This is a genomic window from Burkholderia paludis (genome assembly GCF_000732615.1).
Classification (GTDB): domain Bacteria; phylum Pseudomonadota; class Gammaproteobacteria; order Burkholderiales; family Burkholderiaceae; genus Burkholderia; species Burkholderia paludis.
The window spans coordinates 1-19,046 of the sequence record NZ_JPGL01000017.1 but is presented as its reverse complement, the minus strand read 5'-3'; the positions used below and the strand labels follow the sequence as shown (position 1 = coordinate 19,046).

Below are 19,046 nucleotides of genomic sequence, written 5' to 3'. Positions count from 1 at the left end.
GCCTTTCGCCGCCTCGGTTTGCGTGACCGCCGGGATCGGCCTTTCGCGCGTCGCGTATGGGCGGCCGTGTCGCGGATGCGCGTCGGCTTCGATGTCGATCCACATCGTCAGCTTACGACAACCGTTCGCCGAAACGAAGCCGTGAGCATGCGCCTGACAATGGCCGGGGCGACGGGGCCGATTGGGGGCATGCTGTGGAAGCGGAAGCGGAAGCGGAAGCGGAAGCGGAAGCGGAAGCGGAAGCGGAAGCGGAAGCGGAAGCGGAAGCGGAAGCGGAAGCAGAAGCGGAAGCAGAAGCAGAAGCAGAAGCAGAAGCAGAAGCAGAAGCAGAAGCAGCCTTCGGCATCGGAGCGGATCGTGCTGCGCGGATCGAAGGTGGGCGGCGACAGGGCGAAGGCCCCACTGTTGCCGGTCAGGTTCGCATGCCGCACGGCACTTTCCCGCGTTCACAGGTGGTGCGCCGTCCCGGCCGGGCACCCGGCATCGCGATCCCGTTCGACCGTGAACGCGTCGACGGTCCCGGACGCTCCCCCGCCGACGCCTTCGATACCGTCCGTGCATCGAATCCGGGCCGGCCCGACGGGCCGTCAATGCCTCGCGGCGACCGGCAATTCGCGGGGCCCGATCGTCGGCACGTCGACGCGCCGCGCCTCGATACGCCCGATGGCGGCGGCGGTTGCTATCATGCGATTCTTCCTGCTGGCGCGCATGGCACGCAATCCCACCGCGCGTCGTCCAGCCCGCTGTCCGACGACACCCATACCTTCGAGGCATGAAATGGAATTGCGTCAGCTCCGCTACTTCATCGCCGTCGCCGAGGAGATGAACATCACGCGGGCGGCCGAGCGGCTGCACATGACGCAGCCGCCGCTGAGCCGCCAGCTCCAGGCGATCGAGGACGAGATCGGCCTGCCGCTGTTCGAGCGCGGCGCGCGGCCGCTGAAGCTGACCGATGCCGGGCGCGTGTTCTATGCGCAGGCGAAACGTCTCGTCGATCAGGCCGACGAGCTCGGGCCGCTGACGCGGCGGCTCGCGCAACTGTCGGAGCGGATCGTGATCGGCTTCGTCCCGTCGACGCTGTACGGCGCGCTGCCGGACGTGATCCGCGCGTTTCGCGAGGCGCAGCCCGGCGTCGAGCTGTCGCTGATCGAAATGTTCACGCTCGAGCAGCTCGGCGCGCTGAAGGGCGGACGGATCGACGTGGGGTTCGGCCGTCTGCGGTTCGACGACGACCAACTGGTGCGCGAGGCGCTGATCGAGGAGAAGCTGATCGCGGCGCTGCCGGTCGGGCATCCGCTCGCCGATCCGGCCCGGCCGCTGACGCTCGCGGACATCGCGAACGAGACGCTGATCGTCTACCCGAGCACGCCGCGCCCGAGCTTTGCCGATCAGCAGCTCTCCGCGCTGCGCGACGGCGCGCTGGTGCCGGCGGCCGTTCACGAGGTGCGCGAGCTGCAGACGGCGCTCGGGCTCGTGGCCGCGCAGGTCGGCGTGTCGCTGGTGCCGGAGAGCGTGGAGGGCGTGCGCGTGAAGGGCGTCGTCTACCGGCGGTTGCCGGAGCCGGCCGCGACGTCGCCGATCATCATGAGCCGCCGGCTGCACGGCGAAAACGCCGCCACCGCCGCGTTCTGCGCGATTGCCCGGGAGATGATCGCGCCGCCGGCGTAACGGATGTCGCAGGCGCAAGATCGCAACTAACGGTCTATTTGAAATACGCCCGCGGATGCGGGGAGGCCTCGCCGCGTCGTCCCGATCGATGCGGTGCGTTGCCGGCCGTGCAAACCGGCGGCGCGTGCGCCGGCGCAGCGGCTGTCAGCGCTTCGCGTCGAGCGTTTCCGACGGCGATTCGCCGAACTTTTCCCGGTATGCGATCGCGAACCGTCCGAGGTGCGCAAACCCGCAATCGAGCGCGACATCGGCGATCCGCCGGTCGGGCGCCGCACCGCGCAGCAGCTCGCGCGCATGGTCGAGCCGCGTCGCGCGCAGGTACTGCATGGGGCTCATCCCGCGGAACTGGAGGAACGCATCGCGCAGCGTCCGTTCCGGCACGCCGGCGGCCTGGACGATATCGGCGAGCTGCAGCGGCTGCGCATAGTGCGCGTTCACGAATTCCTGCGCGCGCCGCACGAAGCCGGGGGCCGGGTCGCGGTGCGACGCCCGCAGCACGGACGGTGGATGGCCCTCGATCAGCAGGTCGATCAGCAGGTGCTCGAGCTGCGACGCGACGCGCGGGTTCGCGTTCGCGCGTTCGAGCAGCTCGGGCGAGCGTGCGACGAGCATCAGTTGCTGGCGCCACGCGGCGAGCGCGGCGTCGCTGACGTGCAGGACGGGATCGAGCGTCGCGCGCGGATCGCCGGTCAGCGAGCCGACGGTCGCCGCGTCGATGCGCAGCACGAACTGCTCGCAATCGGCGGACAGCACCGCGTCGAAGCGCTCGCCGGGCGCGCAGAGCACGCCGGTCTGGCCGTCGACGCCGAGCTGCCGCCCCATCGCGCGCACCTCGGCCTGGCCGGACAGGCAGAACATCAGCAGGTAATAGCCGTCGACCGCGTCGACCTGCACGCGCATCGCGTCGCCGAACGCGATCGTGCCGATCCCGAGCCCGCCGAGCCGGACGAAATCCATGTGCGCCGCGCCGCGCACGCGGCCGCCCGGCAGCAGCGCATGCGGCTGCATCACGCGCGAGATCCGCTCGCGCGTCTCGTCGAGATCGCGGGATTCGAACAGCCGGTGCGCGCGCAGCGCGAGCGGCTCGAACGACGTTGGGGACATGGGCCTCAGCCTTTGTATGGGCGACGCGCGCTTCGATCCGGACAATGGGTCGCGATCGTGCGCCGGTCGCGTGTGCCGTCATGCTAGCGCAGAAATCCGCCGAAAGTGGATATTGCGCCGCCGCAATCGCACTTTCCGGATAGACGGGAAATATTAGCTTTTCAAAAATCTGTTCCATGCATTCAACGCAACGGATCGACAAGGAGTCCGACATGGAGCAGACAGAATCGCCCGTCGTGTTCGCCACGCGCGACGACGCAGCCGACGTGACCTTTCCGCATGACGACGGCTCGCGCGTGCCGTACAAGGTGTTCAGCTCGCGCGCCGTCTACGATCGCGAGCAGGAGCGCATCTTTCGCGGGCCGACGTGGAACTTCGTCGCGCTCGAGGCGGAAATCCCGAACCCGGGCGACTTCAAGAGCACGTTCGTCGGCGATACGCCGGTCGTCGTCACGCGCGCCGAGGACGGCACGCTCGCCGCATGGGTGAACCGCTGCGCGCACCGCGGCGCGCAGGTGTGCCGCAAGTCGCGCGGCAACGCCAGCTCGCACACCTGCGTCTATCACCAGTGGAGCTTCGACAACCAGGGCAACCTGCTCGGCGTGCCGTTCCGGCGCGGCCAGAAGGGGATGACCGGGATGCCGGCCGACTTCGACCCGAAGCAGCACGGGCTGCGCAAGCTGCGCGTCGACTGCTATCGCGGGCTCGTGTTCGCGACCTTCAGCGACGACGTCATGCCGCTGCCCGACTATCTCGGCGAGCAGATGCGCCCGTGGATCGACCGGATCTTCCACAAGCCGGTGGAGTATCTCGGCTGCACGCGCCAGTACTCGAAGTCGAACTGGAAGCTGTACATGGAGAACGTGAAGGACCCGTATCACGCGAGCATGCTGCACCTGTTCCATACGACCTTCAACATCTTCCGCGTCGGCATGAAGGCGCGCTCGATCCCGGACGCGAACCACGGGCTGCACAGCATCATCACCGTGACGAAGACGGGCGACGATACGTCGGCGGCCTACAAGCAGCAGAACATCCGCTCGTTCGACGAGGGTTTCCATCTCGAGGACGAATCGATCCTCGATCTCGTGCCGGAATACGACGAGGACTGCACGAACCATATCCAGCCGATCTTCCCGCAGCTCGTGATCCAGCAGATCCACAACACGCTGGTCGCGCGGCAGATCCTGCCGAAAGGCCCCGACAACTTCGAACTGATCTTCCACTTCTTCGGCTACACGGACGATACGCCGGAGCTGCGCGCGCTGCGCATCAAGCAGGCGAACCTCGTCGGGCCGGCGGGCTACATCTCGATGGAGGACACCGAGGCGACCGAGCTCGTGCAGCGCGGCACGGTGCGCGACGGCGACGCGACGTCGGTGATCGAGATGTCGCGCGGCAATCCGGAGCAGCAGGACACGGTGATCACCGAAAGCCTGATCCGCAAGTTCTGGGTCGGCTACCAGAAGCTGATGGGCTATTGAGGCGGGAGCGCGAAATGACGGAAGACATGAAGACGTGGTTCGAGATTTACATGCTCCAGAACCGCTATATCGGACACCTCGACAACGACCGGCTCGAACACTGGCCGGAGATGTTCACCGAGGACTGCACGTACGAAATCGTGCCGAAGGAGAACGCGGATCTCGGGCTGCCGGTCGGGATCGTCCACTGCACGAACCAGCGGATGCTGCGCGACCGCGTGGTGTCGCTGCGGCACGCGAACATCTACGAAGAGCACACGTATCGGCACATGACGTCGGGCCTGACGATCGTCGCCGAACGCGACGGCGAGATCGATACCGAGAGCAACTACGTCGTCGTGCAGACGCGCAGCAACGGCGAATCGAACGTGTACCAGGCCGGCAAGTACTACGACACGGTCGTGCGTACGCCCGACGGGCTGCGTTACAAGACCAAGCGCGTGATCTACGACACGTCGCGCGTGCAGACGCTGCTCGCCACCCCGATCTGAACAGGAAGCAAGGAACCGACATGACCGAAGCAACGCTGGCCGAGTGGCATCCGCTCGGCGCTTTCGACGAATTCTCCGAAGACGAACCGGCGGCGCGCGTCGCCGGCCAGAAGCCGATCGCCGTGTTCCGGATCGGCGACGAACTGTTCGCGATGCACGACCTCTGCTCGCACGGCCATGCGCGGTTGTCCGAGGGCTATGTGGAGGACGGCTGCGTCGAATGCCCGCTGCACCAGGGGCTGATCGACATCCGCACCGGCGCGCCGAAATGCGCACCGATCACCGAGCCGGTGCGGACCTATCCGCTGCGGATCGTCGACGGGCAGGTGGAAATCAATGTCGGCTGATCCGTTCGTGATCGTCGGCGCCGGCCATGCGGCACGGCGCACGGCCGAAGCGCTGCGCGAGCGCGATGCCGGGGCCCGGATCGTGATGGTCGGCGCGGAGCGCGAGCTGCCGTACGATCGGCCCGCGCTGTCGAAAGACGCGCTGCTGAGCGACGGCGGCGAGCAGCGTGCATTCGTGCGCGATGCGGGCTGGTACGACGCGCAGCGCATCGTGCTGCGGCTCGGCACGCGCGTCGACGCGATCGAGCGCGATGCGCGGCGCGTGCGGCTCGACGACGGCACGACGCTGCCTTATGCGCGGCTCGTGCTCGCGACGGGCTCGCGGGTGCGTCTGTTCGGCGGCGTGGTCGACGCGGGCGTCGAGCCGCACTACGTTCGCACGGTCGAGGATGCGCGGGCGTTGCGCGCGCAGCTGTTGCCGGGCCGCCGCGTGGCGGTGCTGGGCGGCGGTTTCATCGGGCTCGAGGTGGCGGCCGCGGCGCGCCAGCTCGGTTGCGACGTCACGGTGATCGATCCGGCTCCGCGCCTGCTGCAGCGCGCGTTGCCGGACGTCGTCGGCGCGTATGCGCATCGGCTGCACGATGCGCGCGGCGTGGCCTTCCGGATGGCCACGCTGCCGCGCGCGATCCGTCGCGCGCCGGCGGGCGGCGCGATCGTCGAGACCGACCGCGGCGACGTGGCGGCCGATATCGTCGTGGTCGGCATCGGCGTGACGCCGAACGTCGAGCTTGCGCAGGCGGCGGGGCTCGAGGTCGACAACGGCATACGCGTCGACGCCGGCTGCCGGACGATCGATCCCGCGGTCTTCGCGGCGGGCGAGGTGACGATGCATTTCAATCCGCTGCTCGGGCGTCATGTGCGGATCGAATCGTGGCAGGTTGCCGAAAACCAGCCGGCCGTCGCGGCCGCGAACCTGCTCGGCGACGATGCGACCTATGCCGAGCTGCCGTGGCTGTGGTCCGATCAGTACGACTGCAACCTGCAGATGCTCGGGCTGTTCGGCAGCGAATGCACGACCGTCGTGCGCGGCGATCCGGCGAGCGGACCGTTCACGGTGTTCGGGCTGGGCGGCGACGGGAAGATCGTCGCGGTGGCCGCGGCGAACCTGGGGCGCGACATCGGCGCATCGCGCCGGCTGATCGCGGCAGGGGCCGTGCCCGATCCGGCGAAGCTCGCCGATCCCGCGGTCAATCTGAAGACCTTCCTGTAACGCGGGATGCGCCACACGGCCGGCGCGGGCGGCCGTGTGGCGCGCCGCGCCGGCATGGCGTCGTTACGCGGCGTTGCCGTACCCCTGGAACACGCTCAGGTCCGGATACGCGTTGCGGATCCTGCGCCATTCGTTCGCGTCGTAGAACTCGCACGCGCCGGCCGTGAAGCGCTTGGCGACTTCGACCGAGAAACGCACGGCTTCCGCGAGGTCGACCTCGTGGCTCGCGCTCGAATCGCTGCCGCCGACCACCGCGCGCGCGGTGATCGCGACGCCGACCACCGGCTTGTCGGTGCCGACGTGCGGCTGCATGATGCTGTTGAAGTGCGACAGACCGTTGTCGTACGGCGTGATGTCCTGCAGCGAGATCGGGAACGTGACGGCCGGCATGCCGGTGGTCGATTCCATGATCGCGACGAGATCGGGCGCCATTCGCAGGATGTAGCCCTGCATCGCGGTCGGCGACAGCGCAAAGCCGCGCTGCTTGACGATCCGGTTGCCCTTCGACGCGTCGAGCGACAGGATCGCATCCATGTCGGGCGTCACTTCGTAGCGGTTCATCGTCGCCGACGAAACCGGCATGCCCATGAACGGCACGCCGTTGTTCTCGCTCATCGACACGTCGGTCGACAGGTGCGTCGTGACGATCACGTCGCCGGGCAGCACGTCGCCGTTCGCCTTCATCTGCGCGAGCTTCAGCGCGGCCGCGAGCGAGCCGATCGGGCCGTCCGCGTCCGATACCATCCCGAACTTCGCGGGCCGCGCGCCGATCGCGCCGTTGCGGCCGACGATGCCCAGCGTGCGCGCCTCGCCGCCGGCCGTCTTGCCGCGCGAGCCGGGGATCACGATCGTGAGGAAGTCGGTCGTCTTCGTCGGGTCCTCGGGCGGTTCGTTGTTGACCGTGGTGACGTCGATCGTCACGCCGTGCGCCGCATACGGCGCAAACAGGGCGGCGATGTGCTGCCCGTTGACGGTCGCGCCGTCGAGCGCGTCGAACATGACGAGGGTCTGTTTCAGTGCCATCGAATGCCTCTTGATTCAGGTTGCCGATGCGGCGGTGGTGCGCCGCGCCGCGGGCCGCATCGGCCGAATGCGCGGTGGGTCAGAAGAAGTGCCGCAAGCCGAGCAGCACGGAAAGCTGTTCGTTGCGGCCGTTGAGTGCGGCGCCGCCGGCGGCCGCCGCATTGGTCGTCGTATTGCCGAACAGGCCCGACCAGCCGCCGCGCGTCCATTCGTACGACGTCGCGACATACACGTCGGTGCGCTTGCTGAGGCTGTAGTCGGCGACGCCGTAGACGGTGCTGCGCGCGCCGTTGAAGCCGTCGGCGAGCGTACGGTCGTGCATCCCCGCGACGACGAAGTTCCACACGGGCGTTGCCCGCCAGCTCGCGCCGACGGTGAAGAAGTCGTCGCGGCGATGCGAGTCGAACACCGAGTTGATCGTGACGGCGGCGGTCGGCGAGCCGGACGTCATGCTCGTGATCGACGCGGTGTCCGTGCCCCCGTTCGACGAATCAAAGCCCGCGTCGCGATCGCTGTGCAGGTAGTTGGCGAACACGTTCACGCTGCCGATCGCCGCTTTCGCGCCGGCGAGGTAGATCCGCGCGCGGCGGCTTTGCGTGTCGCGCGTCTGCTGCGCATCGCCGATCAGCGTCACCGGGCCCGATTCGTACTTGAGCCCGAGCGACATCGACGAGCGCGCCCGCGTGTCGCCGGCGATCCCGCCGAACGCGTACTCGGCGATCACCTGCATCGGCCCGTACGCGCCGGTGTAGCTGACCGCGTTGTCGTAGCGCTGGCCGACCAGGTAGACCTGCCACGAGTTGGTTGGCGCGGCGCCCACGCCGAGCGGGTCGACGTAGTACAGCATCGTGTTGCCGGTGGTGTACTGCCGGCCGAGCGCGAGCTCGCCCCAGCGCTCGTGGCCGAGCTTCACGAACGCCTGGCGGCCGAACAGCTGGCCCTGCTGGTCGAGCTTGCCGTTGTTCGCCAGAAAGCCGTTTTCCAGCGTGAAACCGGCTTTCCAGCCGTCGCCGAGCACTTCGTTGCCTTTCAGCCCGAAGCGGCTGCCGGACAGGAAGCCCTCGTTGCCCTGCTGCAGGCCGATCGTGCGATCGCCGGACGGGTCGGTGTGCGTCTGGTACCCGATCGCGACGTCGATGACGCCGTACAGCGTCACGGTGGACTGGGCATGGGCGATGCCCGTCGCGCCGGCCAGCAGCGCGAGTCCGGCAAGTTGCTTCTTCATGAAAAGGTCTCCTAACCGATATGGAAATGTTTTTTTAAAGGGCCGTCCGGCGTTTTTTATTGCCGGAAAGCGGGCCACGCATCGAGGCCGGCCGGGCCGGTGATCGATGCGAGCGGGAAGGTGGCGTTTTCCGCGAGCGTGCGCACGTCGGTCTTGCTCGCGAAATGCAGCGCGCCGCGCTCGCCGAGCACGGTGCCGGTCGTGCCGTCGGACAGCAGCGCCGAGCCTTCGGGCAGCGCGAACACCTGTTCGGGCGCGTTGATGTCGAGGAATTCGCCGAGGCGTTCCTCGCGGCTCTCGCCGTTGTGGCCGGCCGGCTTGCCGCTGATGAAGTGCGGGTTGATCTGGAACGGCACGAGGCCGAGCGCGCGCAGCGTGGGCGGCTGGACGATCGGCATGTCGTTGGTCGTGCGGATCGTCGGGCAGGCGACGTTGCTGCCCGCGCTCCAGCCGATGTACGGCACGCCGGCCTGCACGCGCGCACGGATCGCGTCGACGAGGTTCGCGTCGTACAGACGCTTGAGCAGCGCGAACGTGTTGCCGCCGCCGATCGCGATCGCGTCGGCGTGCTCGATCGTCTTGCGCGGGTCGGCGCTGCGATGCAGCGATTCGAGCGCGTAGCCGAGCTTCTCGAACACCGGCTTCACGAGGCCTTCGTAGGTGTCGAAGCTGAACGACACGCCGGCGTACGGCACGAAGACGATCTTGCGCGCCTCGTGGCGGAACAGCGCGTGAATCTGTTCGGTCGCGTGCTCGAGATAGCCGAGCGCGTCCTTGCGGGAACTGCTCATCAGCAGGAAACGTGAGTTCATGATGGCTCCTGGGTCGGTCGTAGGGAAGGGGATCAGCGGGCCGCCGCGTGGATCAGCGCGGCGACGCGGTCGATTTCGTCGCGGGTGTTGAAGTAGTGCAGCGACACGCGCGCCATCGTCGACACGCCGTAGCGCGCGAGGATCGCGTCGGCCATGAAGTTGCCGGCCTCGATGATGCAGTGCTGCGCCTCGAGCGCCGCGACTATCGTCGCGGGATCGACGCCGCGCAGGTTGAACGGCACGATGCCGATGCGGCGCGCCGCATCGCGCGGGCCGTAGAGTTCGAAGCCGGGCAGCGTCGCGAAGCGCTCGACCGCATACGCGGTCAGCTCGCGCACGCGTGCCTCGATTTGCGCGACGCCGATGCGCTGCGCATAGTCGAGCGCGGCGCCGAGGCCGAGAATCGCCGGCACGATCGGGCAGCCGGCTTCGAAGCGCTTCGCGCCGGCGACGAACGACAGCGCGCCGGTCGTCCGGTCGTACGCACCGTTCCACCAGCCGGCGAGCACCGGTTCGAGCGCATCGATCCGCTCGCGCCGCACATAGAGGAAACCGGAACCTTCCGTCGCGCGCAGCGCCTTGCGGCCGCAGCCCGCGAGGAAATCGCAGTCGAGCGCGCGCACGTCGGTCGCGACCATCCCGATGCTCTGCGATGCATTGACGAGCGACAGCACGCCGTTCGCGCGGGCCACCGCGCACAGCGCGGCGGCGTCCTGCAGCGCGCCCGACGAGTTCGGCACGTGCGAGAACGTGAGCAGGCGCGTGCGCGGCGTGACGGCCTGCGCGAACGCGTCGGGCGCCAGCAGCCCTTCGTCGTTCGCGGCGATCATCTTCACGACGATCCCGTGCGTGGCTTCGAGCCGCTTCCATGGCAGCAGGTTGCTGAGCATTTCGGTATCCGCGACGAGCACTTCGTCGCCCGGCTGCCAGCGCAGCCCCTGCGCGACGAGCGAGATCGCCTCGGTCGCGTTCTTCGTGAACGCGATCTCGTCGGCCTGCGCGCCGAGAAAGGCGGCGAGCTGCGTGCGCACGGCGTCGACGCGCGCATAGGTGGCCTTGCGGAACGCGGGCAGGTAGATGCCGACGCGGCCGGTGTCGCGCAGATAGTCGTTGACGGTGTCGAGCACGGGCTCGGGCGGCAGCGATGCGGCGGCCGTGTCGAGGTAGATCGTCGAGGCGGTCAGCGGCGTATCGGCGCGGATTGCGGTGATGTCCATCAGGGGTCCTGTCGGTGAAACGGATTACTTGAGCTTGATGAGCGAGCGCGTGAAGCTGAAGAGTGCGTCGCCCGCGATCACGCCGCCCGCGAACGCGCTCATCTCGGCGATGTCGCGTTCGCCGCGCGTGCGCAGCAGGATGAAGCGGATCGCGAGGCCGGTCAGCACGGCGAAGCCCGCGAGCGGCGAGGTGAGCAGCATGCCGGTCGACAGCAGCACGCCGAGCTGGCGCCTTGCGCCGCCCAGCCACTGCAGCAGCGCGCCGGGCACGGCCCAGATCGCGAGGTCGCGGGCGATGTCCCACGACGAGCCGGCCTTGATCGACGCCGCGTAGACGCGATCGACCGGCGGCAGCATGTCGCGGCTGAAGAAGCCGTGGTGAAACAGCACGACCACGATGCCGGCGACGGCGAAGCCGAGCGTCGCCGCGAGGAACTGCTGGCGGCGGCCGGCCATTTCGAGCGCCGGGTCCCGGCCCGACCCGCGCAGCAGGAAGCCGGTCTTCAGGTCGTAGCCCATGTCGGCGAAGGCCGGCCCCGTCGCGGCCGAGAAGCCGACCAGCACCGCGAGCGCGGGCGCAGGGAAGCCGATCAGGATGCCGATCGTCAGCGTGATCAGCGCGACGGCGAAGGCCGGGAACCAGCCCGAATGCATCGCGGCGATGCCGACGATCAGCTCGTGGATGTACGCCGAGAACGCCGCGTACAGCACGAACACGATCAGCATGCCGGTCGACATCTCCGAGAAGCCGCCGGTGCAGCCCACGATCACGAGCGCGATCAGCATGTAGACGACATAGCCGAGGCCGAGGATGCGGCCCGCGCGCTGCGGCGACACGTCGCCCGTGCCGGCTTCGTCGACCGGCGCGCGGCGTGCGCGGCGGATCTCGGTCGACACCTGCAGCATGGCGACGATGCCCGCGCCGATCATCACGCCGTGCGGGATGTACGCTTTCGCGATATCGACGCCGGTCAGCGCGACCGAGTAGCCGCGGATCAGCAGCCCGAGGCCGAACATGGTCAGCGCCGCCAGGTTGCCGAGGAACGCCGCGCCGAACGCGGACATCGGAATGCCGATCCACGCGCCCGCCACGCCAACCGCGACGCCGATGCCGAGGAACGCGGCCTTGCGGCCGCCGCGGTCGCCGGCCCAGATCGCTTCGGCGGTCGCGACGCCCGACGGCCAGCTGCCCGTGGCCGGGAAGATCCGGCTGCCGAACAGCAGGTAGAGCATGGTGCCGTCGACGAGCATCGCGGCGAGCGCGCCGATCAGCATCGGCGTTGCCAGCTCGGGCATGCCCATCGCGTACGGCACGCCGATCGGGATCATCAGCGAGTTCGCCGCGCCGAACGTGGCCGACGAAATGGCCGTCTGCACGAGGTTCTGGCGTTCGAGCACGCGGAAGCGCCGCGCGAGTTCGTGCGGGATGCGCGAGAACACGATCGCGATCAGCGCGCCGATGATGGACGTGTTCGCCGAGATGCCGAGCGACACGATCAGCTGCATGCCGATGATCGCGCCGAGCACGGACAGCACGACCGACACGATCAGCAGCACGGGTTCGGCGAACCGGACGCGCGGGGCGCCGGACGGGGTGGCGGGCGCGGCCGGCTCTCCGGCCGGCGCGTCTTGCTGGGCGTTCATGGGTTTCTCCTCCTGATGCCTGATGTCTGTCGTTTTTTGGGGGGCGGTATGGGCTCAGCGCATCAGGCTGAGCACGCCCTCGATCTTGCGGCGCGCGTCGTTCAGCGCGTCGAGCAGGCGCGGCACGGCCGATTCGTCGAGGCGCTGCATCGGCCCGGAGATCGCGAGCGATCCGGCGACCGAGCGGCTGCCCTTCGCGGTGAGCGGCACCGCGAGGCCCGCGACGCCGGTGGCGGCTTCTTCGCGCGTATAGGCCCAGCCGCTCTCGCGGATCACCTCGAGGCGCGCCTCGACGGCCGCGCGATCGACGGTCTGGCCGGCCCGCGTCGCGCGGGCGAAGACTTCGTCGCGCACCGGATCGGGCTGGAACGCGAGGATCGCCTTGCCGTGCGCGCCCGCATGCAGCGCGAAGCGCTGGCCTTCCTCGATCGAGAAACGCAACTGCTGGTCGCCGTGCGCGATGTCGAGGCACAGCCCTTCGTAGCCGTCGAGCAACGACAGGAACACGGTCTCGCCGCTTTGCTGCGCGAGCCGATGCAGCGCGGGTTCGACGATTTGCGACGGCGACAGCGAGCGCCGCACGATCTCGCCCATCTCGAACCAGCGCAGGCCGAGCGCATAGCGGCCCGCGTCGTCCTGCACGAGGTAGCCCTCGGCCGCGAACGTCGCGAGCACGCGATGGACGATCGCGTGATGCACGCCGCTCTCCTTCGCGAGTTCGCGGACGCCCCATACGGCCTGGCGGGCGGTGAAGTACTGCATCAGTTGCAGTGCGCTGCTGAGTGTCTTGAGCATGATGTTCGTCTCTATATGAGAGACAGTGTCTCGAAATGTGAATACAGTCTGAGCGGACGCAACGACGTCGTGCTATCCGGGTAAACACGACATTGAGAGACAGCCCGGCTGGCGGGGCCGAGCGGGCGATGCGCGGCGTCGGAGGGCTGTCGCGAAGGGGCGCGGCCGGTGCCGCGCCGAATGAAACGCGTGTACGAAAAGCGGGGCGGAAATGGCCCCGACGGTCCGGCCGATGCCTCGGCGGCCGGCCGTTAATCAGGGGCGGCCATTTGTCGGCGGGCGCCGACTCGGTGCATATTGGCGGCATCCTTCGCCCGACCGGTTGCCCATGACGCCAGACAAAGCCCTCGAACTGAAACGAAGCAAGCGCCGCGCACTGTGGCTGCTGCTGGCCGCCGTCGCGGTGTTCGTCACGACGATCCTGCTGCCGCGCGGCCCGTGGGTCGACGGTTTCAAGGCGGTGGCCGAGGCCGCGATGGTCGGCGCGCTGGCCGACTGGTTCGCGGTCGTCGCGCTGTTCCGTCGCGTGCCGATTCCGTTCGTGTCACGCCATACCGAGATCATTCCGAAGAACAAGGACAAGATCGCCGACAACCTCGCGGTGTTCGTGCGCGAGAAGTTCCTCGGGCCCGACGCGCTCGCCGCGCAGATCCGCCAGCACGATCCCGCGCGGAAGCTCGGCGCGTGGCTCGGCGAGCCGGCGAACACCGACGCGCTCGGCGGCTACGTGACGAAGCTGATGAGCTTCGCGCTCGACATGACCGACGATGCGCGCATCCAGTCGTTCGTCCACGACGCGTTCCGCGCGGGGCTCGACCGGGTCGACCTGTCGCAATCGGCCGGCGCGATTCTCGACACGCTGACGAAGGACGGGCGCCACCAGGTGCTGCTCGACGATGCGATCGAACAGGTGGTCGACGTGCTCGACAAGGAGGAGAACCGCGAGGTGATCGCGGGTTTCATCGTCGAATGGCTGAAAACGCAATACCCGAAGATCGAGAAGATCATGCCGACGCAATGGTTCGGCGAGAACGGCGCGCGGATGCTCGCCAGCGCGGTGAGCCGCGTGCTGGAAGGCGTAGCGGCCGACCCCGAGCACGAGCTGCGGCAACGTTTCGACCGGACGGTCGCGCGGCTGACCGAGCGGCTGAAGCACGACCCCGCGTTCATCGCGAAGGGCGAGGAGATCAGGCGCTATATCCGTGACGGCGATGCGTTCAACGGCTACGTGCGCGACCTGTGGGACCAGCTGCGCGCGTGGCTGAAGGCGGACCTCGCGCGCCCCGATTCGACGTTGCACCGGCAGGCCGCGACGCTCGGCGGCTGGCTGGGCGCGCGGCTCGCGGAAAGCCCGGCGCTGCGCGCGTCGCTGAACGAGCATGTGGAGAAGGCCGTGCACGAGATGGCGCCGGATTTTGCCGATTTCCTGATGCGCCACATTCGCGACACGGTGCGCAACTGGGACGCGCGCGAGATGTCGCGGCAGATCGAACTGAACATCGGCAAGGACCTGCAGTACATCCGCATCAACGGCACGCTGGTCGGCGGGCTGATCGGGCTCGGGTTGTATCTGGTGTCGCTGGTGCCGCGCTGGGCGGCCGGGTGGCTGCACTGAGGCGGCCGCGGGCAGCGCGATCGCGGAGCGGATGCGACGCCGCGCGCCGGCGCGTCATGCGCGTTACGCGTGCGCCTTCGCGCCGTGCAGTTGCAGGCCGAGCGCCTTGATGACCTTCAGGATCGTGCCGAAGCTCGGGTTGCCGTCGTGCGACAGCGCCTTGTACAGCCCTTCGCGCGACAGGCCCGCGTCGCGCGCGACTTGCGACATGCCGCGTGCGCGTGCGATCACGCCGAGCGCGTGCGCGATGAAGGCCGGATCGTCGCCGGCTTCCTGCAGGCACGCTTCGAAATAATCGGCCATGTCGTCTTCGGTCTTCAGGTGGTCGGCCGAATCCCACGGCCGGGTGCTGATCTTGTCCATCGATTACTCCATGTCGAGATGCGCAAGCATCGCGTGCGCGGCCCGGATGTCGGCCTGTTGCGTCGATTTATCGCCGCCGCAGAGCAGGACGACCCAGATCGTTCCGCGCCGCACGTAATAGACGCGGTAGCCGGGGCCGTGGTCGATCCGCATTCCGACGACCGGCGAGCCGGCGGATTTCCAGTCGCCCGGATTGCCCATCGACAGGCGGTCGATGCGTGCCTGGATGCGGCGCTTCGCGATGCGGTCCGGCAGCGCGGCGAACCATGCGTCGAACACGCAGGTGGTTCGGATGCTGAGGGTTGGAGCACTGTATGTCATCGATAGCGGTGTGTCAACCATGGTTCACATATCCGGGTGGTGTGCATGGCCTTCACCATAAGGCCGCGCGCGTCGTTTGTCGGCGTAATGGCCGTCTGGCCGATGGGCGCGCCGCGCGCGAATCAGGCAACCTGCGGACGTCGGAATTTTTCGAATCCGTCTACAATCGAAAACGTCCTTGCCGCCCGTGCGCACCCGCCGCGCGCGCGCGGGCGGGTCCGTTCGTCCTCCGGCATCCGGAGGGCACCGCCGTGCACGTTGTGTCGCGCGGCGGGCAGTGCCGTGGTCTGTGTCCAGTAGGTAAGCGTCCGCGCGCCGTAGGCCGGCGCGCGTCATGTACGCCGCGTGTCCGTATGCCGGGCAGGCGGCATCAACCGAGAGTCCCCCATGAAAGCATCGGATCTGTTCGTGAAGGCGCTGGAAGCCGAAGGCGTCGAGTACGTGTTCGGCATTCCCGGCGAAGAAAACCTCGATCTGCTCGAATCGCTGCGGCGCTCGAAGATCAAGCTCGTGCTGACCCGGCACGAGCAGGCGGCCGGTTTCATGGCCGCCACCTACGGCCGCCTGACGGGGCGCACCGGCGTGTGTCTCGCGACGCTCGGCCCCGGCGCGACGAACTTCGTGACGGCCGCCGCGTACGCGCAGCTCGGCGGCATGCCGATGCTGATGATCACCGGCCAGAAGCCGATCAAGTCCAGCAAGCAGGGCCACTTCCAGATCGTCGACGTGGTCGGCATGATGCAGCCGCTCACGAAGTTCACGCGGCAGATCGTGTCGATCGGCAACATCCCGTCGGCCGTGCGCGAGGCGTTCCGCCGCGCGGAGGAAGAGCGCCCGGGCGCCGCGCACCTCGAGCTGCCGGAAGACATCGCGCACGAGGAGGGCGACGGCCAGCCGATCCCGCGCAGCTACAGCCGGCGGCCGGTGGCCGAGGAGAAGGCGGTCGCGCACGCGGTCGCCGCGATCCAGGCCGCGCGCCATCCGCTGCTGATGATCGGCGCGGGCGGCAACCGCAAGACCACCCGCAAGATCCTCGGCGAATTCGTCGACAAGACGGGCATCCCGTTCTTCACGACGCAGATGGGCAAGGGCGTGATCGACGAGACGCACCCGCTGTGGCTCGGCAACGCGACGCTGTCCGACGGCGATTTCGTGCACCGCGCGATCGAACACGCGGACTGCATCATCAACGTCGGCCACGACGTGATCGAGAAGCCGCCGTTCTTCATGCGCGCGGACGACAAGACCGTGATCCACGTGAACTTCCTCGGCGCGCAGGTCGATCCCGTGTATTTTCCGCAGATCGAGGTGGTCGGCGACATCGCGAACGCGGTGTGGCAGATGAAGGAGGCGGTCGTCCCGCAGCCGCACTGGGATTTCGCGCGCTTCGCGATGATCAAGGAGCATTTCGACGCGCATCTGGAGAAGGGCCAGCACGATCCGCGCTTCCCGATGTACCCGGTGCGCATCGTCAACGACCTGTACAACGCGCTGCCGGTCGACGGGATCGTCTGTCTCGACAACGGCATGTACAAGATCTGGTTCGCGCGCTACTGGCGCGCGCACGAGCCGAACTCGCTGCTGCTCGACAACGCGCTCGCGTCGATGGGCGCGGGCGTGCCGTCGGCGATCGCGACGAAGATCGTGCATCCGCAGCGCAAGGTGATCGCCGTGTGCGGCGACGGCGGCTTCATGATGAATTCCCAGGAGCTCGAAACGGCCGTCCGGCTGAAGCTCGACATCGTCGTGATGATCCTGCGCGACGATGCGTTCGGGATGATTCGCTGGAAGCAGGAGAACATGAACTTCCCCGATTTCGCGATGACGCTGCAGAACCCCGATTTCGTGTCGTATGCGCAAAGCTACGGCGCACACGGGCACCGCGTCGAGGCGGCCGACGATCTCGAGCCGCTGCTGCGCGAGTGCCTGTCGTCGCCGGGCGTGCACGTGATCGACGTGCCGATCGACTATTCGGACAACGAACGCGTGCTGAACCGCGAGATCAAGCGCCTGTCGGCGCAGCTCTGAAGCCCCCGCTCACCGGAAGGAGCCGTTCCATGCTGAAGGAAACCTATCCGTACTACCTCGCCAACGAGGCCGTGTACGCGAACACCGATCTGGACGTGACGGACAAGTTCAGCGGCCAGGTCGCGACACGGGTCGCGCTGGCCGATGCCAGGGCGATCGACGCGGCGATCGGCGCGGCGGTCGACGCCGCGAAACCGATGCGCGAGCTGCCCGCGTACCGGCGGCAGGCGGTGCTCGACCATTGCGTCACGCGCTTTCGCGAGCGCTTCGACGAGCTGGCCGAGGCGCTGTGCATCGAGGCCGGCAAGCCGATCAACGATTCGAAGGGCGAAGTGACGCGGCTGATCGACACGTTCCGCGTGGCCTCCGAGGAATCGGTGCGCATCGACGGCGAGATCGTCAACCTCGAGATCTCCGCGCGTGCGCAGGGCTATACGGGCTACACGAAGCGCGTGCCGATCGGTCCGTGCTCGTTCATCTCGCCGTTCAACTTCCCGCTGAACCTCGCCGCGCACAAGGTCGCGCCGGCGCTCGCGGCCGGCTGCCCGTTCGTGCTGAAGCCCGCGAGCCGCACGCCGATCGGCGCGCTGATCATCGGCGAGGTGCTCGCGGAAACCGACCTGCCGAAGGGCGCGTTTTCGGTGCTGCCCGCGCATCGCGACGGCGCCGACCTGTTCACGACCGACGAGCGGTTCAAGCTGCTGTCGTTCACGGGGTCGCCCGCGGTCGGCTGGGCGCTGAAGGAGAAGGCCGGCAAGAAGAAAGTCGTGCTGGAACTCGGCGGCAATGCGGCCGCGATCGTCGATGCCGATCAGCGCGACCGGCTCGACTACGTGGTCGAGCGTCTCGCGTTCGGCGCGTACTACCAGTCCGGCCAGAGCTGCATCGGCGTGCAGCGGATCCTCGTGCATGCCGATCTCTACGACGCGCTGCGCGAGAAGCTGGTCGCGAAGACGCGTTCGCTGAAGATGGGCGATCCGAAGGACCCGGCAACCTTCGTCGGCCCGATGATCTCCGAAGGCGAGTCGCGCCGGCTGTCCGGCTGGATGGATGCGGCCGTCGCGGCGGGCGCGAGGATCGTCGCGGGCGGCAAGGTCGACGGCGCGATGTTCGAGGCGACGCTGCTGGAGAACGTCGGGCGCGAGCAGGACCTGTACCGGAAGGAGGCGTTCGGCCCGGTCGCGATCCTCGAGAAGTTCGAGCGGTTCGACGATGCGCTCGCGCGCGTGAACGACAGCGACTTCGGGTTGCAGGCGGGCGTGTTTACCGATTCGCTCACGCATGCGCAGCGTGCGTGGGACGAGCTGGAGGTCGGCGGCGTCGTGATCAACGACGTGCCGTCGTTCCGCGTCGACAACATGCCGTACGGCGGCGTGAAGGATTCGGGCCTCGGCCGCGAAGGGATCCGCTACGCGATCGAGGACATGACCGAATTGCGGCTGATGGTCGTGCGGCGCCGGTAGCGCACGGGCAGGCAGCGCGGTGCCGCGACGGCACGCGGGCGGGCGATGGCGCCGGCCCGCGTGCCGTTTTTCATGGCGGCGTATGGATCGGGCCGGTGCCGGTGCCGCCCGCCGCATGTCGCATGTCGCATGTCGTATGCCGAGCCCCGAGTCCTGAGTCCTGAGTCCTGAGCCCCGAGTCCCGAGTCCCGAGTCCCGAGTCCCGAGTCCCGAGTCCCGAGTCCCGACTCCCGAGT

The 19,046-nt window shown here is 68.2% G+C and carries 18 protein-coding genes; 9 read left to right on the top strand and 9 right to left on the bottom strand.

Annotated elements, in window-relative coordinates; translation table 11 throughout:
* Positions 1-194: 194 nt before the first annotated feature.
* Both GQ56_RS45865 and GQ56_RS0112505 read left to right on the top strand, forming a co-directional pair.
* Positions 195-776, top strand: a complete 582-nt coding sequence (locus tag GQ56_RS45865; RefSeq protein WP_162531555.1) for a hypothetical protein — start codon at positions 195-197, stop codon at positions 774-776.
* A gap of 1 nt (position 777) precedes the next feature.
* Positions 778-1,668: a LysR family transcriptional regulator gene (locus GQ56_RS0112505; protein WP_031398975.1), complete on the top strand. Its 891-nt coding sequence runs from the start codon at positions 778-780 to the stop codon at positions 1,666-1,668.
* A gap of 144 nt (positions 1,669-1,812) precedes the next feature.
* Here the strand turns inward: GQ56_RS0112505 and andR are convergent, their stop codons facing one another.
* Complete coding sequence (gene andR / locus GQ56_RS0112500) at positions 1,813-2,772, bottom strand: anthranilate 1,2-dioxygenase regulatory protein AndR (RefSeq protein ID WP_031398974.1); 960 nt, start codon at positions 2,770-2,772, stop codon at positions 1,813-1,815.
* Positions 2,773-2,984: 212 nt separating this feature from the next.
* On the opposite strand from andR, the gene andAc reads away from it, so the two are divergent.
* Genes andAc through andAa form a run of 4 tightly spaced genes read left to right on the top strand, consistent with a single transcriptional unit; the run spans position 2,985 to position 6,304 of the window.
* Positions 2,985-4,256 carry an anthranilate 1,2-dioxygenase large subunit AndAc gene (andAc, locus tag GQ56_RS0112495; RefSeq protein WP_031398973.1) on the top strand — a complete coding sequence of 424 codons (1,272 nt, stop codon included), beginning with the start codon at positions 2,985-2,987 and terminating at the stop codon, positions 4,254-4,256.
* 14 nt (positions 4,257-4,270) lie between these two features.
* Positions 4,271-4,747 (top strand): anthranilate 1,2-dioxygenase small subunit AndAd, encoded by a 477-nt coding sequence (gene andAd / locus GQ56_RS0112490; protein WP_006490977.1) that lies wholly within the window; start codon positions 4,271-4,273, stop codon positions 4,745-4,747.
* 20 nt (positions 4,748-4,767) lie between these two features.
* The gene (gene andAb / locus GQ56_RS0112485) at positions 4,768-5,094 is read left to right on the top strand and encodes an anthranilate 1,2-dioxygenase ferredoxin subunit AndAb (protein ID WP_031398972.1); all 327 of its coding nucleotides are present in this window, start codon (positions 4,768-4,770) and stop codon (positions 5,092-5,094) included.
* Positions 5,084-6,304 carry an anthranilate 1,2-dioxygenase system ferredoxin--NAD(+) reductase gene (andAa, locus tag GQ56_RS0112480; protein WP_031398971.1) on the top strand — a complete coding sequence of 407 codons (1,221 nt, stop codon included), beginning with the start codon at positions 5,084-5,086 and terminating at the stop codon, positions 6,302-6,304. Before andAb ends, andAa begins: the two co-directional genes overlap by 11 nt.
* Positions 6,305-6,367: 63 nt before the next feature.
* On the opposite strand, the gene GQ56_RS0112475 is transcribed toward andAa, so the two are convergent.
* From GQ56_RS0112475 to GQ56_RS0112450, 6 genes are all read right to left on the bottom strand, one after another.
* Positions 6,368-7,327 carry a DUF1177 domain-containing protein gene (locus GQ56_RS0112475; RefSeq protein WP_031398970.1) on the bottom strand — a complete coding sequence of 320 codons (960 nt, stop codon included), beginning with the start codon at positions 7,325-7,327 and terminating at the stop codon, positions 6,368-6,370.
* Between the two features lie 79 nt (positions 7,328-7,406).
* Positions 7,407-8,552, bottom strand: coding sequence for a porin (locus GQ56_RS0112470; protein ID WP_031398969.1), 1,146 nt, complete (start codon positions 8,550-8,552; stop codon positions 7,407-7,409).
* 56 nt (positions 8,553-8,608) lie between these two features.
* Positions 8,609-9,364 carry a dipeptidase PepE gene (pepE, locus tag GQ56_RS0112465; RefSeq protein ID WP_031398968.1) on the bottom strand — a complete coding sequence of 252 codons (756 nt, stop codon included), beginning with the start codon at positions 9,362-9,364 and terminating at the stop codon, positions 8,609-8,611.
* Between the two features lie 32 nt (positions 9,365-9,396).
* Positions 9,397-10,581 carry an aminotransferase class V-fold PLP-dependent enzyme gene (locus GQ56_RS0112460; RefSeq protein ID WP_031398967.1) on the bottom strand — a complete coding sequence of 395 codons (1,185 nt, stop codon included), beginning with the start codon at positions 10,579-10,581 and terminating at the stop codon, positions 9,397-9,399.
* A gap of 24 nt (positions 10,582-10,605) precedes the next feature.
* Positions 10,606-12,225 (bottom strand): OPT/YSL family transporter, encoded by a 1,620-nt coding sequence (locus GQ56_RS0112455; protein ID WP_031398966.1) that lies wholly within the window; start codon positions 12,223-12,225, stop codon positions 10,606-10,608.
* A 54-nt stretch (positions 12,226-12,279) separates the two neighbouring features.
* Positions 12,280-13,020, bottom strand: coding sequence for an IclR family transcriptional regulator (locus tag GQ56_RS0112450; protein WP_031398965.1), 741 nt, complete (start codon positions 13,018-13,020; stop codon positions 12,280-12,282).
* A gap of 328 nt (positions 13,021-13,348) precedes the next feature.
* Here GQ56_RS0112450 and GQ56_RS0112445 point away from each other — a divergent pair, with 328 nt between their 5' ends.
* The gene (locus GQ56_RS0112445) at positions 13,349-14,635 is read left to right on the top strand and encodes a DUF445 domain-containing protein (protein ID WP_031398964.1); all 1,287 of its coding nucleotides are present in this window, start codon (positions 13,349-13,351) and stop codon (positions 14,633-14,635) included.
* Positions 14,636-14,698: 63 nt separating this feature from the next.
* On the opposite strand, the gene GQ56_RS0112440 is transcribed toward GQ56_RS0112445, so the two are convergent.
* Together GQ56_RS0112440 and GQ56_RS0112435 are read right to left on the bottom strand one after the other, a co-directional pair.
* On the bottom strand, positions 14,699-14,998 hold the full coding sequence (locus GQ56_RS0112440; RefSeq protein ID WP_021157290.1) for an addiction module antidote protein: 300 nt from the start codon (positions 14,996-14,998) through the stop codon (positions 14,699-14,701).
* A gap of 3 nt (positions 14,999-15,001) precedes the next feature.
* Positions 15,002-15,319: a type II toxin-antitoxin system RelE/ParE family toxin gene (locus GQ56_RS0112435; RefSeq protein ID WP_031398963.1), complete on the bottom strand. Its 318-nt coding sequence runs from the start codon at positions 15,317-15,319 to the stop codon at positions 15,002-15,004.
* Positions 15,320-15,706: 387 nt separating this feature from the next.
* Here GQ56_RS0112435 and GQ56_RS0112430 point away from each other — a divergent pair, with 387 nt between their 5' ends.
* Both GQ56_RS0112430 and GQ56_RS0112425 read left to right on the top strand, forming a co-directional pair.
* Positions 15,707-17,347, top strand: a complete 1,641-nt coding sequence (locus tag GQ56_RS0112430) for an acetolactate synthase large subunit (RefSeq protein ID WP_031398962.1) — start codon at positions 15,707-15,709, stop codon at positions 17,345-17,347.
* Positions 17,348-17,376: 29 nt separating this feature from the next.
* Positions 17,377-18,810, top strand: coding sequence for an aldehyde dehydrogenase family protein (locus GQ56_RS0112425; RefSeq protein WP_031398961.1), 1,434 nt, complete (start codon positions 17,377-17,379; stop codon positions 18,808-18,810).
* Positions 18,811-19,046: the final 236 nt, after the last annotated feature.

Bases quoted from the DNA above. Each gene is read 5' to 3' on its own strand.
- GQ56_RS0112505 (WP_031398975.1), top strand. From the start codon at position 778: ATGGAATTGCGTCAGCTCCGCTACTTCATCGCCGTCGCCGAGGAGATG.
- andR (WP_031398974.1), bottom strand. From the start codon at position 2,772: ATGTCCCCAACGTCGTTCGAGCCGCTCGCGCTGCGCGCGCACCGGCTG.
- andAc (WP_031398973.1), top strand. From the start codon at position 2,985: ATGGAGCAGACAGAATCGCCCGTCGTGTTCGCCACGCGCGACGACGCA.
- andAd (WP_006490977.1), top strand. From the start codon at position 4,271: ATGACGGAAGACATGAAGACGTGGTTCGAGATTTACATGCTCCAGAAC.
- andAb (WP_031398972.1), top strand. From the start codon at position 4,768: ATGACCGAAGCAACGCTGGCCGAGTGGCATCCGCTCGGCGCTTTCGAC.
- andAa (WP_031398971.1), top strand. From the start codon at position 5,084: ATGTCGGCTGATCCGTTCGTGATCGTCGGCGCCGGCCATGCGGCACGG.
- GQ56_RS0112475 (WP_031398970.1), bottom strand. From the start codon at position 7,327: ATGGCACTGAAACAGACCCTCGTCATGTTCGACGCGCTCGACGGCGCG.
- GQ56_RS0112470 (WP_031398969.1), bottom strand. From the start codon at position 8,552: ATGAAGAAGCAACTTGCCGGACTCGCGCTGCTGGCCGGCGCGACGGGC.
- pepE (WP_031398968.1), bottom strand. From the start codon at position 9,364: ATGAACTCACGTTTCCTGCTGATGAGCAGTTCCCGCAAGGACGCGCTC.
- GQ56_RS0112460 (WP_031398967.1), bottom strand. From the start codon at position 10,581: ATGGACATCACCGCAATCCGCGCCGATACGCCGCTGACCGCCTCGACG.
- GQ56_RS0112455 (WP_031398966.1), bottom strand. From the start codon at position 12,225: ATGAACGCCCAGCAAGACGCGCCGGCCGGAGAGCCGGCCGCGCCCGCC.
- GQ56_RS0112450 (WP_031398965.1), bottom strand. From the start codon at position 13,020: ATGCTCAAGACACTCAGCAGCGCACTGCAACTGATGCAGTACTTCACC.
- GQ56_RS0112445 (WP_031398964.1), top strand. From the start codon at position 13,349: ATGACGCCAGACAAAGCCCTCGAACTGAAACGAAGCAAGCGCCGCGCA.
- GQ56_RS0112440 (WP_021157290.1), bottom strand. From the start codon at position 14,998: ATGGACAAGATCAGCACCCGGCCGTGGGATTCGGCCGACCACCTGAAG.
- GQ56_RS0112435 (WP_031398963.1), bottom strand. From the start codon at position 15,319: ATGACATACAGTGCTCCAACCCTCAGCATCCGAACCACCTGCGTGTTC.
- GQ56_RS0112430 (WP_031398962.1), top strand. From the start codon at position 15,707: ATGAAAGCATCGGATCTGTTCGTGAAGGCGCTGGAAGCCGAAGGCGTC.
- GQ56_RS0112425 (WP_031398961.1), top strand. From the start codon at position 17,377: ATGCTGAAGGAAACCTATCCGTACTACCTCGCCAACGAGGCCGTGTAC.